We start from the raw sequence: 12,798 nt of genomic DNA, 5'->3' as shown, positions 1-12,798 counted from the left end.
CATTTGCAGCAATCAGGTTGGCAGAATGCGTTCGAATTTATTGCCAATCCGTTAATCTGGGTTTCTAATCCCGTTACGACTTTCGGAGAGGACAACAATCATGCTGCAAGACTCTGCCTATGAGCAGCTGCTGAACTTGATTGCCGCCCGGGGCCAGCAATGGCTTCGCACCCAGATCGGACTGATGGCGAACGCCCCCGCGTCTTGCGAAGGATTGGCGGAAATCGCGATTGCAGCACATATCTGCACAGGCCTTCGTGGGACCGAAACGCCCTTGAGGACGTTTCTCCGCAGCCGAATTTCAGATGATGACTTCGATATTCTTCTTGGCAGATTTCAAAAGGATAAACTGAGCTTCGCGAATTCCAGACATGCGGCATGTCTGGTTGCATCGGGCGATTTCTCTCCTCCGATGCTCGCATCCGGCATTTCCTTGCCGGCGGTTCGATCGCCCGTGACGGACAAGCCTGATGCCTTGGTGCCTGATCAGGCAGAGGCTTTTCTGCGGCAGCCCGTCCCGGACGACCGGCTGGACGAAGGCATGATCGAAACCTATGCCTGGGTTCTGGCCATCACCTATCGGTTCGGAGCAGAGCGGCCGCGTTTTGCCAGTGCTCGCAGCTATGGCGATGCCTTCGCCAACTGCCTTCGTCTGGCGGACTGGGCGCAACGCAAGGGCAAGCTGCTGCCCTTGGTGCAGATGATCTTCTGCCTTTGCCTGATCGACCCCGACCATGATGTCAGGGAAATGCTGGCCGATGTCATTTCCAGCCAGCGGCCCGACGGATCGTTCCCGGCCCGCATCGGTTTTGGAACGGCGGACCAGGGTGATGAGGCGTTGCGGCCGACATTGGCGACCGTTGTGGCCTTGCACATGGCGATCCATCGCCGCTGGCGTACGCCCCGGCCCAGTCTGCGGATGGCTGCCTAGAACAGACCCTCGATCTGTCCCAGATCGTTCAGGCCAATGGTTTCTGCGGCGGGATGGCGCGGTAGGCCCGGCATGGTCATGATCTGGCCGCAGATCGCCACCACGAAGCCCGCGCCTGCGTTCAGCCGGACCTCTCGCACCGGAATGACATGGCCTTCGGGGGCGCCGCGCAGGTCGGGATCGGTGGAAAAGGAATACTGCGTCTTCGCGATGCAGACGGGCAGGTGGCCATGACCCTCGGCTTCCCAGGTTTCGAGCTGGGCGCGGATGCCGGGCAGGGCCTCGACATGAGCGGCGCGGTGGATGCGGGTGCAGATCGTCTCGATCTTCTGCCAAAGGGGCATGGAGTCGGGATACAAGGTATGGAAATCGGCCTGCCCCTTCTCGACCAACGTGACCACATGGCGGGCCAGGTCTTCGGCACCGGCCCCACCCTTGGCCCAATGCTGGCACAAGATCGCGGTTACGCCGTGACGGCTGCAATAGTCCTGAAGGGCGGCAATCTCGTCCGGGGTGTCGCCCTGGAAATGGTTTACCGCCACGACCAGCGGCACGCCGAAGCTGCGCAGGTTTTCAATGTGGCGGCCCAGGTTGGCGCAGCCACGCCGGACTGCGCCCACATCCTCGGCCCCCAGGTTGTCCTTGGCGACGCCGCCGTTCATCTTCAGCGCCCGGACGGTCGCCACCAGCACCGCAGCGGCAGGGGAAAGGCCGGCCAGGCGACATTTGATGTCCAGAAACTTCTCGGCCCCCAGATCGGCCCCGAAGCCCGCTTCGGTGACCACATAATCCGACAGGCGCAGCGCGGCATCGGTGGCGATCACGCTGTTGCAGCCGTGGGCGATATTGGCGAATGGCCCGCCATGGACCAGGGCAGGGTTGTTTTCCAGCGTCTGCACGAGGTTCGGCTGCAAGGCGTCGCGCAGCAGCACGGTCATGGCACCGTCGGCCTTCAGGTCGCGCGCGGTCACGGGTCGGCGATCGCGGGTATAGGCAACGACGATCCGCCCCAGGCGGGCGTGCAGGTCGTCCAGATCACGCGACAGGCACAGGATCGCCATCACCTCGGACGCGACGGTGATGTCAAAGCCGGTCTGGCGGGCAAAACCGTTGGACACGCCCCCAAGGCCCACGACGATGTCGCGCAGCGCGCGGTCGTTCATGTCCATCACGCGCCGCCAGGTGATCCGGCGCGTGTCGATGTCCAGGTCGTTGCCCCAATAGATGTGGTTGTCGATCATCGCGGCCAACAGGTTGTGGGCCGCCGTGATTGCGTGGAAATCCCCGGTGAAATGAAGGTTCATGTCCTCCATCGGGACGATCTGGGCATGGCCGCCCCCCGCGGCACCCCCCTTCATGCCGAAGTTCGGTCCCAGGCTGGCTTCCCGGATGCAGATGGTCGCGCGTTTGCCGATGCGGTTCAGGCCATCGCCCAAGCCGACGGTCGTGGTGGTCTTGCCCTCGCCGGCCGGGGTGGGGTTGATGGCCGTCACCAGGACCAGATGGCCGCGGGCGCGGGATGTCAGTCCGTCCAGCGTCTGGTGGGAAATCTTGGCCTTGTCGGGACCGTATCTCAGGATATCGCCTTCGGCCAGGCCCAGCCTGGCGGCGATGTCCGTGATGGGCAGCTTGCGGGCGGCGCGGGCGATCTGGATGTCGGTTGTCATGGGACGGGGCATGGCCCGGCCCGCATCGCCTGTCAACCGGCACCACGCGGGCGTCTTACCAAAGGCCGGGGGTCAGTCGTTGCGCGTCAGTTCGGCCCGGACGGCAGCGCGCAGTTCGGGCAGCAGGTCGGCCGCGAACCATGGATTGCGGCGCAGCCATCCGGTGTTGCGCCACGACGGATGGGGCAGGGGAAAGACCGATGGGGCATGATCCCGCCAGGACGCCACCGCGCCCGTCACGTCGCGCAGCCCCAGATGCCAGCGGATCGCATGGCCGCCGACCAGAAGCGTCAGCCGGGGTTGCAGTTCGGCCATGACGCTGGCTCTCCAGGTTCGTGCGCAGACGGGCGGGGGCGGCAGGTCTGACCCGCGCGCGTCATAGCCCGGAAAGCAGAAGGCCATGGGCACGATGGCAATGCGGTCACGGTCATAGAAGACCGATTCCCCGATCCCCATCCAGTCGCGCAGCCGGTCGCCGGACCGGTCGGTGAAAGGCCGACCGCTGAGATGCACCCGCATCCCCGGCGCCTGTCCCACGACCAGGATCCGGGCGGCTGGCTGGAACCAGGTTACGGGGCGGGGTTCGTGGGCCGTGGCGGTCGCGGCAAAGCGCGGCGCGCACAGGCGGCAGTCCTGGATGAGGCGTTCGAGCGACATGAGGCAGAGATAGTGAAAATGCGCCAGGAATGAAGGGTGACAAACAAATGTGGAACATGCATCACGAAGGGGAAAACTGGACAGCGCACTCGCCCACCCATAAGGGTTGCTGGGGTTGCGCGGCGGCGGGAAGGGCGGATGCTGGAATTCGACAACGTCTCGAAGTCCTTCTGGACGGGAACACGGCGCAAGGTGATCCTGGACCGCGCCTCGTTTCGGGTCGAACTTGGCAATTCCCTGGGCATCCTGGCGCCGAATGGCACGGGCAAGACCACGCTGATCAACATGATGTGCGGGCTGGAAAAGCCCGATGAGGGCACGATCCGGCGCAGTTGCCGCATCTCTTTCCCCCTTGGCTTTATGGGCGGCGTGGTCACGAAGCATTCGGCCAACGAAAACGCTCGATATATCGCCCGGATCTATGGCCTGGATCCCGATTATGTGTCCGCCTTCACCCGGTGGCTGACCGACATTGACGAATATTTCGACATGCCGGTCGGCACCTATTCGGCGGGGATGCGGCAGCGGTTCACATTCGCGCTTCTGCTGGCGCTGGAATTCGACATCTATCTGATCGACGAGGGGATGCCGCAGACCACCGATGCGGCATTCAACCGCAAGGCGGGCGCGGTGCTTTATGACCGGCTGAAGACCTCGACCGTGGTGATCGTGTCCCACCAGCCCGCCACCATCGAGAAATTCTGCCGGTCCGCCGCTATCCTGCGGGACGGGCGGCTTTACCATTTCGAATCTCTTGCTGAGGCGAAACAGTATTATGACTACACCGCCTAAGGTCCGCCGTTATCACGCCTCGGCCGCCGAATCCGTCCGGCCTCTTGGACAGGATGGGGCGCAGCCTTCGGCCGATGCCAATATCCAGGTTACAATCCGCAAGCGCCCTGCGAACACCGGGCAGGAAGGCGAACGCGAAAGGCTGATGCGGACCGACCCGGTCGATGACGGGCTGTCGCATGTCGGCCCGGCCCCTGCCGAAGCAAAGGCACCCGACGGTGATCTGGACGCGCAGCTTGCGCTGGTCCGCAAGGAAAACCTGTCCGATCGCCAACTGCGCATCGCGCGGCGGATCGCCACGCTGCACCAGATCGAGGTCGCCTCGGACGAAGAAGCCGTCCTGCGCCTGCGCCAGCGCGGCATCGACCCATCGCATCGCGCGGCCCTGAGCCAGATCCTGTCCAGCGAGGGAAGCCGCGCCCAGGCCAGGCCTGCCGCCAACACGCCCGCGATCATGCCGCGCAAGCAGCCCGCCCCGGTGCCACAGCCCGGCACCCAGGCGCCGGCGCGTCCCGACCTTCCCTCACGAGAAACCTTGACCGAGGAAAAGCGCGCGGCCGAAATCTTTCGCATCCAGCAGGACATCGCCCGGCGCAGAAGGCGGCGGATGGGCTTGCTGGCTCTGCGTCTTCTGGCCTTTGTCATCCTGCCGACGGCTTTGGCCGGATGGTATTATTTCTGGGTGGCCTCGCCCCTTTATGCCACCGTATCGCAGTTCCGCATCCAGTCGGCGGAAGGGCAGGGCGCCGCCGCCGCGGGCGGCCTGGGCGGGTTGCTGGGGGGGTCGCAGCTGGCGACGAACACCGATTCCGTCGCTGTCCAAAGCTATCTGACCTCTCGCGATGCGATGCTGCGGCTGGATGCTGACAAGGGCTTCCGGCAGGCATTCCAGGATCCTGCCATAGACCCCGTCAAGCGTCTGGCCCCCGACGCCACGAACGAAGAGATGTTCGAACTGTACAAGAAGTCGGTCAAGATCGGTTATGACCCCACCGAAGGCATGATCGACATGGAGGTGATCGCCCCCGACCCGCAGCAAAGCCACGACTTCTCGCTGGCCCTGATCGCCTATGCCGAGGAACAGGTGGACCAGATGACCTCTCGGCTGCGCGACGACCAGATGGAGGGGGCCGTCGAGATCTATCAGGACGCCGAGGCCAAGGTTCTGGCGGCGCAGCGCCGCGTGCAGGAATTGCAGCAGACGTTGGGCGTCCTGGACCCGGTGGCGGAAGGGACCGTGGTGATGAACCAGGTATCGGCGCTTGAAACGCAACTGGCGACCAAGCGGCTGGAACTTGGCCAGTTGCTGTCCAATCCCCAGCCTCTGCAAAGCCGCGTGGCCGCGCTGCGCGGCGACATCACCCGGCTCGAGGAGATGATCGCCGAAACCCGCCAGCAACTGACCCAAGGGGGCGAGGATCGCAATTCCCTTGCGCTGATCTCGGGCGAACTGCGGATCGCCGAAAGCGATCTGCTGACGCGCCAGGAATTGCTGGCGACGGCCGCGGCGCAGATGGAGGCGGCGCGGATAGAGGCCAACAAGCAGGTGCGTTACCTGTCGCTGTCGGTGGCCCCCGTTGCCCCGGACGAAGCGACCTATCCCAAGGCCTTCCAGAATACGCTGGTGGCCTTTCTGATCTTTTCGGGTATCTATCTGATGCTGTCGCTGACGGCGTCCATTCTTCGCGAACAGGTATCCACATGACCCCGCCCAAGCATATCCGCATCCGCGACCTGTCCTGCGGCAACGATCTGCCCCTGGTCGTGATTGCCGGGCCTTGCCAGTTGGAAACGCTGGACCATGCGCTGATGATCGGCGAACGGATGGCAGAGGTTTGTGCGCGTGCTGGCGCGGGCTATGTGTTCAAGGCCAGCTATGACAAGGCCAATCGCACCTCGCTTTCCGGCCGTCGGGGAGTCGGGATCGACGAGGGGTTGGAGATTCTGGCCACGGTCCGCGACCGGCTGAGCTGCCCGGTGCTGACGGATGTCCATGATGCCGACCAGGCAGTCCGCGCCGCGCAGGTCGCGGACGTGATCCAGATTCCGGCCTTTCTGTCCCGCCAGACCGACCTGCTGCTGGCTGCAGGCAAGACAGGGGCCGTCGTCAACATCAAGAAGGGTCAGTTCCTGGCCCCTTGGGACATGGCGAATGTCGCGGACAAGGTGGCTTCGACCGGGAACGACAGCATCCTTTTGACCGAACGCGGGGTCAGCTTCGGCTACAATACCCTGGTTGCCGACATGCGGTCGCTGCCGATCATGGCGCGAACGGGATATCCGGTGATCATGGATGCCACCCATTCCGTGCAGCAGCCGGGCGGGCAGGGCGGATCGTCGGGCGGGCAGCGCGAATTCGCGCCCGTGATGGCGCGGGCGGCCGTGGCCCTTGGGGTGGCCGGCGTGTTCATCGAGACGCACGAGGACCCCGATTGCGCCCCGTCAGACGGACCGAACATGATCCCGCTGGATCAAATGTCCGCGCTGATCTCCTCGCTCATGGCGTTCGACCGGCTGGCCAAGGCTGACCCGGTGATGGGCTAGGCCCGTCCCGCCGCATCAGCCGATGCCCAGGCCCACTGGAAGTTATAGCCGCCCAGCCAGCCGGTGACATCGACGCATTCGCCGATGAAGAACAGCCCCGGCACCTTGCGCGCCTGCATGGTGCGGGCATCCAGGTCGCGGGTATCGACGCCGCCCAGCGTGACCTCGGCCGTGCGATATCCTTCGGTGCCCACGGGGCGGACCTGCCATCGGTTCACCCGCGCGCCGATGGCATCCAGCCGCGTATTGGGCTGATCTGCCAGCCGCGCCTGTGCCAGTCCCATCTCCTCGCAAATTGCCGCCGCCAGCCGCGCGGGCAGCCTGCGCCCCAGAATGGATGAAACGGACACACGACCGGCCCCAGACCGTGCAGCCTTCAGGTCCGCCGTAACGTCGTGATCGGGCGCAAGGTCGATCTGCAAGCTGTCCCCCGGCTGCCAGAAGCTTGAAATCTGCAGGATCACCGGCCCGCTGAGGCCGCGATGCGTGAACAGCAGCGCATCGCGGAACTGTCCGCCCCTGTGGCTGATCCGTGCTTCGACCGAAACCCCGGCCAAAGGACGGCACAAGGCCAGTTCCTGTTCGGCAAAGGTCAGCGGCACGAGGCCCGCGCGCGTTTCCACCAGCCGCAGCCCGAACCGGGTCGCGATGTCATAGGCGATGCCGGTCGCGCCGATCTTCGGAATCGACTTGCCCCCCGTGGCCATGACCAGTTGCGCCGCATGGATGGTGCCCTGCGCAGTGTTCACCATAAAGCCGCTTCCGTCATGGGTCACCGACTGGGGCAGGGTCTGCATGCGCAGATCCGCCCCCTGCATCCTGTCCAGAAGCATCCGGGTGATCTGCGTGGCCTTGCCGTCGCAGAAAAGCTGTCCTTGGGTCTTTTCGTGCCAGGCGATCCCTGCGCGGTCCACCAGGTCCACGAAATCGGACGCCGTGAACCTGGATAGGGCACTGGCGGCAAAGCGGGGGTTCAGGGACAGGAAGCGATCGGGGGCAGTCGCCAGGTTGGTGAAGTTGCACCGGCCACCCCCCGAGATTCGGATCTTCTCGCCCGGATCGCGTGCGTGGTCGATCACCACCACGCGCCGACCTTGCCGCAGGGCGGACCCCGCGCAAAACAATCCCGCCGCCCCGGCGCCCAGTATCAGAAGATCCACCTGTTCCATCCGGGCGGCATAAAGCGCCGTCGCCAGACAGACAAGTTTCGTGAATTTTCGACTTGCACCCCTCCTCGGGCTTGGCTATTCACCCCCACACAGTTGGGGCGTGGCCAAGTGGTAAGGCATCGGTTTTTGGTACCGTGTACCGTAGGTTCGAATCCTACCGCCCCAGCCAAATCATCCAAAGATTTGATTTCAAGATGATCTTCATCCTGCGATGATCTCGAATCTTGTTACATCGATCATTCCCCGGTCGGTGATCTTCAGCGCAGGAATGACCGGCAGGGCCAGAAAGGCCAGTTGCAGGAACGGTTCTTCCAGCGTTACGCCCAGGGTCCGGGCGGCCTCGCGCAGCAGGATCAGCCGGTCGCGCACGGCCTCAAAGGGATCAAGGCTCATCAGGCCGGCGACGGGCAAGGGCAGGTCGGCGATCACGCGCCCCCCCTCCGCCACCACGAAACCTCCCTCGATCCGCGACAAGTGGTTAGCGGACAAGGCCATGTCCCTGTAATCCACCCCGACAACCGCAATGTTGTGATGATCGTGACACAGCGTCGAGGCAATGGCGCCGCGCCGGAGGGAAAAGCCCTGCACGAAGCCGGTCGCGATATTGCCGTTCCGACCGTGCCGTTCGATCACCGCGATGCGGGCCAGGTCGCGTTTGGGATCGGGGCGCTTGTCGCCGTCCACAGGCGCGATGTCGCAGGTCAGATGAGTGGTGATGATCTTGCCTTCGATGATGCCGATCACCGGGGTTTTGCTGCGGTTTCCGGCGCAGCGGAAATCCTGGGCGCTGACCTGCGGGGCCTTGACCGAGGCGCGGCCCACAGGGTCCAGCGGCTTTCGTGCGGCGAAGGCCGCGTCATCCACGACGCGCCCGCCGCAGATCACCAGCTGCGCCCGGCAGCTTTCCAGGCTGTCCAGCGCCACGATATCGGCCCGCAGCCCCGGTGCGATCAGCCCGCGATCCTTCAAGCCGAACGCCTCGGCCGCTGACAGCGATGCGGCGCGATAGACCGCCAGCACCGGGCTGCCGCGCCGGATCAGTTCGCGGATCATGTGATCAAGATGGCCGTATTCCGCGATGTCCAGGGGGTTCCGGTCATCGGTGCAAAGGCACATGTATGGTGCGGTGATGTTTGTCAGGACCGGCTGCAAGGCGACCAGATCCTTGCTGACCGACCCTTCGCGGATCAGGACGCGCATCCCCATGCGCAGCTTTTCCAACGCTTCGTCCGCCGTGGTGGCTTCGTGTTCCGTGCGGATCCCCGCCGCCACATAGGCCGACAGGTCGCGGCCCGAAAGCTGCGGGCAATGGCCGTCAACATGCCCGCCCGCGAACAGCCGCAGCTTGGCCATGGCACCGGGATCCCGATGGATCACGCCAGGATAGTTCATGAACTCGGCCAGGCCGATCCCCGAGGGATGCCCCATCAGGGGTCCAAGATCCTCTGCCTCGATCCGCGCGCCCGCCGTTTCCATGTCGGTCGAAGGCACGCAGGACGACAATTGCACCCGCAGGTCCATCAGCAGGCATTCGCTGGCCCGCTGGAACCACCGGATGCCGTCAGCGCCGATCACATTCGCGATCTCGTGCGGGTCGCAGATGGCGGTGGTAACGCCGCGGGGGGTCACACAGCGGTCGAATTCATGCGGCGTGACCAAGCTGCTTTCCACATGCAGATGCGTATCTATAAATCCCGGCACCAGCACCAGACCGGATACGTCGATCACCTGCCGCGCTTCATAATCGCCGATGCCCACAATCCGATCGCCGCAAATGGACACATCGCCCTCGATCATCGTGCCGGTGATCAGATCAAGAACCTGCCCGCCCCGCAGCACCAGATCGGCGGGTTCATCGCCGCGCGCCTGTGCAATGCGCCGTTCCAGTTCGTCCATGAGCCGCTCCCTTTTTCAGGTCAGAAGACCTGACGGAACGGGCGGCGTCCAGAGGGGATTGGCGCACGCGAGAGGATTCGAACCTCTGGCCTCTGCCTTCCGAGCGCGCAGGTCTTATAATAAGCACCCGATATAAAATCTTTATTTCGGGTCGCCGTAATAATTATACGGCTTTTCATAGTATTGTGTTGCGATTTCATTGCGAAATTTGCGGCGGCGCCCCGGAGAGGACATGACTGCAGCCATCCGGTACTGGTAGTGCGAGGGGTGGTGCCAATAACCCCCCCTGATCGTGGCTACGCTCGTGCCGAAGTACTCGCTCGCCTCTTCCATGGTCATGGCCACCTGAATTTCCAGGTTGATCGCTGTGTGCTTGAGGACGTGTGGCGTGACTTGCTTCAGCTTTGTTCTATGCGAGGCGCCGTCGAGGGCTTTGCCCATATCAAGGCTGGGCTTTCTAGAGCGGTCGGAAGATCGGTGATGTTGGACCGGCCGTACCGTTCCTTCCAGCGACGAAGATGAGAAAGCAGTCACCTGTCTTGAAGTGCAGGACCTGAACCCCCACGACACACCTGACTGGACCGGAGGCCTCCGAGTATCGGAGGTCAAGGTGATGTCGGCGGTCGAGGCCTGCCGGACCGAGGCGCTCGGCGGGCATGTGGCGGCATGTGCCAATTGCGGCCACCAGCGCATCGCCTACAACTTCTGCAAGAACCGGCACTGCCCCAAGTGCCAGGGTCCGGCGGCGCGTGACTGGATGGCCGCGCGCGCCCAAGACCTGCTGCCGGTGGAGTATTTCCATGTGGTCTTCACCCTGTCGGCCCAGATCAAGCAGGCCGCGTTCTGGAACAAGAAGGTGGTCTATGACCTGCGTGTTCCGCGCCTCGGCCGAGACGGTGATGACCATCGCCGCCGATCCCAAGCGTCTCGGCGCCAAGGTCGGCATGACGGCGGTGCTGCATACCTGGGGTTCGGCGCTGACCCACCATCCCCCTATCCACATGATCGTCCCCGGCGGCGGCCTGTCGCCGGACGGCACCAAGTGGGTCGCCCGTCGCCGCGGTTTCTTCCTACGTGTTCATGTGCTGTTGCGGCTCTTTCGCCACCTGTCTCTGGAAGGGTTGCTCGCCCTTCATCGCACCGGGCAGTTGGTCTTCTGCGGTGACCTGGCTCGGCTGAAAGAAGCCAGGGCCTTTGCCACATGGCAGGCTTGGGGGTGCGCTCGATAGCATCCTCCGAAAGAACCGCGCGGCGCCTCCATCGGGAACGACTCCTCACCATCTGCGTTCCAGTGGCATGAGACGACCCGGCACAAGGACGAGAGTTGCGTCGGTCTGGCAGACGCTTGCGAGTATCATCGCAACTCTGGCGGTCGCGATGTTCGTGGCGCATGGTGCAGCAGCGAAGGGCGCACTCCCCTATGGTCACGATCATCCCGTTGCCCATGCCGAAACCTCACTCGCCACAGGTCATGTTCCTGCTGAGCCAAGTGGAAATCATGGGCATTCGTCGGCGGTCGGCCACAAGCATGGTACTTCCAAGGATGGAACTGCTCTCTGCTGTGGAGAGGCATGTCTGCTGGCGCTGATGCCGGACATTGATACTCATCTGAACAAGCCTTGGGGGGTAAGGTCGAAACCCCTGCTCGGTGTCTCCTCATTGGCAGGACACGACCCTGATGGGCTGCATCGTCCTCCACGGCTCCCCATCGAATCCGATCGCATTCCACCGGGAGTGAAGCGCGAGACCTGATCGTAAGGTCGGCGCCATTCTCAAGCTTTAAATGGGCGGATTGCGGTCAATGAGGGCGAGGCTTTCACCTCGCGTCCTCAAGGGCGGTGAGACTGGCGCCGCGCTCGCCGCTTCCTGGTTCCGGCGCTTTGGCAACGGAGAAGCCACATGCACCATATTTCCCCTGAATTGCAGAGATGCATCGACGAATGCCAGCGATGCCACAGCACTTGCCTCAGTATGGCCATGAACCATTGCCTGGAAGCAGGCAGCCGGCATGTCGAGCCGAAGCATTTCCGGCTCATGATGGCATGTGCCGAGATCTGCCAGACCTCGGCAAACGTCATGCTGATGGGCAGCGATCTTCACAAACGTACCTGCGCGGTCTGCGCTGAAGTCTGCGAGGAGTGCGCGCGAAGCTGCGAGCAGGTCGGCGACATGCAGGAATGCGTCGATGCCTGCCGCCGGTGTGCCGAAAGCTGCCGGAACATGGCCGCCTGATCGTTATTGAAACCAGCCACATCAAAGGAGAACCCTTATGCGTAAGGTTAAGTCAGCCGTCATCCTCGCCGCCCTTCTTGCCGCACCCGCGGCTCTCGCTCAGGACAGCGCGACCGGGGACCAGGCGGGGAACACGGCGGAACAAGGAGCCTCGATGGCAGACCTTTCGATCCTGCCCCAAGGTTGCCAGAACGCAATCCAGCAGTCTGGAATGTCGGGGATGATGCACGGCATGGACATGTCCGGCATGATGGGCGGCATGGAAGGAATGGATGAGGCCCAGAAGGCCTCCATGGACGCCATGATGAAGATGAACGGCCCGATGATGGCCACTCACACCATCAAGGATCCCGACCTTGCTTTCCATTGCGGGATGATCGCGCATCATGCTGGTGCCATCGCCATGGCCGAAGTCGAGTTGAAATATGGCGACGACGAGGAGTCGAAAGCGATGGCCCAGAAGATCATCGATGCCCAAGGACCGGAAATCGAGGAAATGACGGCCTGGGTCGAGAAGAACACCAGCCAGCAGTAAGCACCCTGGCCGCCGGGGCTTGAAGCTGCGGCGGCCTTCATGACTGTTGCGACAGTTGCGCCGGCATCTTCCCTGACGCCTTCCGCCAGCATGACGGGTCTGTCGCAGTCTATTTCGAAGCTGCCGCGGTCATTACCGTGCTCGTGCTGCTGGGTAGATGCTGGAACTGCGCGCCCGCGAAAGCACCAGCGGTGCCATCCGCGCGCTGCTCGACCTGGCCCCCAAGACTGCCCGACGCATTCACGAGGATGGGACGAGGAAGAGGTCCAACTCGATGCGGTCCATGTCGGCGACCGCCTTCGGGTCCGACCCGGCGAAAAGGTGCCGGTCGATGGCGAAGTGATCGAGGGCCGCAGTGCGTGCCGTCGATGAGTG

12 protein-coding genes, 1 tRNA gene and 1 pseudogene are annotated in these 12,798 nt (G+C 63.5%); 9 read left to right on the top strand and 5 right to left on the bottom strand.

What is annotated here, in order from left to right; all coding sequences use genetic code 11:
• Nucleotides 1–214: 214 nt before the first annotated feature.
• Nucleotides 215–931, top strand: coding sequence for a hypothetical protein (locus RAH32_RS01970; protein ID WP_306604638.1), 717 nt, complete (start codon nucleotides 215–217; stop codon nucleotides 929–931).
• Here the strand turns inward: RAH32_RS01970 and RAH32_RS01965 are convergent.
• Together RAH32_RS01965 and RAH32_RS01960 are read right to left on the bottom strand one after the other, a co-directional pair.
• On the bottom strand, nucleotides 928–2,598 hold the full coding sequence (locus RAH32_RS01965; protein WP_306604636.1) for a formate--tetrahydrofolate ligase: 1,671 nt from the start codon (nucleotides 2,596–2,598) through the stop codon (nucleotides 928–930). The genes RAH32_RS01970 and RAH32_RS01965 overlap by 4 nt on opposite strands.
• A gap of 72 nt (nucleotides 2,599–2,670) precedes the next feature.
• Nucleotides 2,671–3,255: a uracil-DNA glycosylase family protein gene (locus tag RAH32_RS01960; RefSeq protein WP_306604634.1), complete on the bottom strand. Its 585-nt coding sequence runs from the start codon at nucleotides 3,253–3,255 to the stop codon at nucleotides 2,671–2,673.
• A gap of 138 nt (nucleotides 3,256–3,393) precedes the next feature.
• Between RAH32_RS01960 and RAH32_RS01955 the strand changes: the two genes are divergently transcribed.
• Genes RAH32_RS01955 through kdsA form a run of 3 tightly spaced genes read left to right on the top strand, consistent with a single transcriptional unit; the run spans nucleotide 3,394 to nucleotide 6,591 of the window.
• On the top strand, nucleotides 3,394–4,047 hold the full coding sequence (locus RAH32_RS01955; RefSeq protein ID WP_103173167.1) for an ABC transporter ATP-binding protein: 654 nt from the start codon (nucleotides 3,394–3,396) through the stop codon (nucleotides 4,045–4,047).
• Nucleotides 4,031–5,752, top strand: coding sequence for a KpsE/RkpR family capsule polysaccharide export protein (locus tag RAH32_RS01950; RefSeq protein WP_306604632.1), 1,722 nt, complete (start codon nucleotides 4,031–4,033; stop codon nucleotides 5,750–5,752). The genes RAH32_RS01955 and RAH32_RS01950 overlap by 17 nt, the downstream gene beginning before the upstream one ends.
• The gene (gene kdsA, locus RAH32_RS01945) at nucleotides 5,749–6,591 is read left to right on the top strand and encodes a 3-deoxy-8-phosphooctulonate synthase (protein WP_306604631.1); all 843 of its coding nucleotides are present in this window, start codon (nucleotides 5,749–5,751) and stop codon (nucleotides 6,589–6,591) included. The genes RAH32_RS01950 and kdsA overlap by 4 nt, the downstream gene beginning before the upstream one ends.
• On the opposite strand, the gene RAH32_RS01940 is transcribed toward kdsA, so the two are convergent.
• Nucleotides 6,588–7,760 (bottom strand): BaiN/RdsA family NAD(P)/FAD-dependent oxidoreductase, encoded by a 1,173-nt coding sequence (locus RAH32_RS01940; RefSeq protein WP_306604629.1) that lies wholly within the window; start codon nucleotides 7,758–7,760, stop codon nucleotides 6,588–6,590. The two genes, kdsA and RAH32_RS01940, sit on opposite strands and share 4 nt — an antisense overlap.
• 94 nt (nucleotides 7,761–7,854) lie before the next feature.
• Between RAH32_RS01940 and RAH32_RS01935 the strand changes: the two genes are divergently transcribed.
• A tRNA-Gln gene (locus RAH32_RS01935) sits at nucleotides 7,855–7,929 on the top strand.
• Between the two features lie 32 nt (nucleotides 7,930–7,961).
• Here RAH32_RS01935 and ade read toward each other — a convergent pair.
• On the bottom strand, nucleotides 7,962–9,656 hold the full coding sequence (gene ade, locus RAH32_RS01930; protein WP_306604627.1) for an adenine deaminase: 1,695 nt from the start codon (nucleotides 9,654–9,656) through the stop codon (nucleotides 7,962–7,964).
• Between the two features lie 141 nt (nucleotides 9,657–9,797).
• Entirely contained in the window at nucleotides 9,798–10,097 is a 300-nt protein-coding gene (locus RAH32_RS01925) for a hypothetical protein (RefSeq protein WP_306604625.1), read from the bottom strand.
• Between the two features lie 112 nt (nucleotides 10,098–10,209).
• Between RAH32_RS01925 and RAH32_RS01920 the strand changes: the two are divergent.
• The 4 genes and pseudogenes from RAH32_RS01920 to RAH32_RS21470 form a co-directional block, all read left to right on the top strand.
• A pseudogene (locus RAH32_RS01920) lies at nucleotides 10,210–10,855 on the top strand (IS91 family transposase); the annotation flags it as partial.
• A gap of 700 nt (nucleotides 10,856–11,555) precedes the next feature.
• Nucleotides 11,556–11,888: a four-helix bundle copper-binding protein gene (locus tag RAH32_RS01915; RefSeq protein WP_306604623.1), complete on the top strand. Its 333-nt coding sequence runs from the start codon at nucleotides 11,556–11,558 to the stop codon at nucleotides 11,886–11,888.
• Nucleotides 11,889–12,042: 154 nt separating this feature from the next.
• Nucleotides 12,043–12,423, top strand: coding sequence for a CopM family metallochaperone (gene copM / locus RAH32_RS01910; protein ID WP_306604621.1), 381 nt, complete (start codon nucleotides 12,043–12,045; stop codon nucleotides 12,421–12,423).
• A 39-nt stretch (nucleotides 12,424–12,462) separates the two neighbouring features.
• Nucleotides 12,463–12,795: a P-type ATPase actuator domain-containing protein gene (locus RAH32_RS21470; protein WP_373429647.1), complete on the top strand. Its 333-nt coding sequence runs from the start codon at nucleotides 12,463–12,465 to the stop codon at nucleotides 12,793–12,795.
• Nucleotides 12,796–12,798 lie beyond the last annotated feature (3 nt).

Source organism: Paracoccus yibinensis, assembly GCF_030846195.1.
In the GTDB taxonomy this organism is placed as follows: Bacteria; Pseudomonadota; Alphaproteobacteria; order Rhodobacterales; family Rhodobacteraceae; genus Paracoccus; species Paracoccus yibinensis.
The sequence above is the reverse complement of the archived record's forward strand: the minus strand, read 5'-3'. Positions and strand labels throughout refer to the sequence as shown.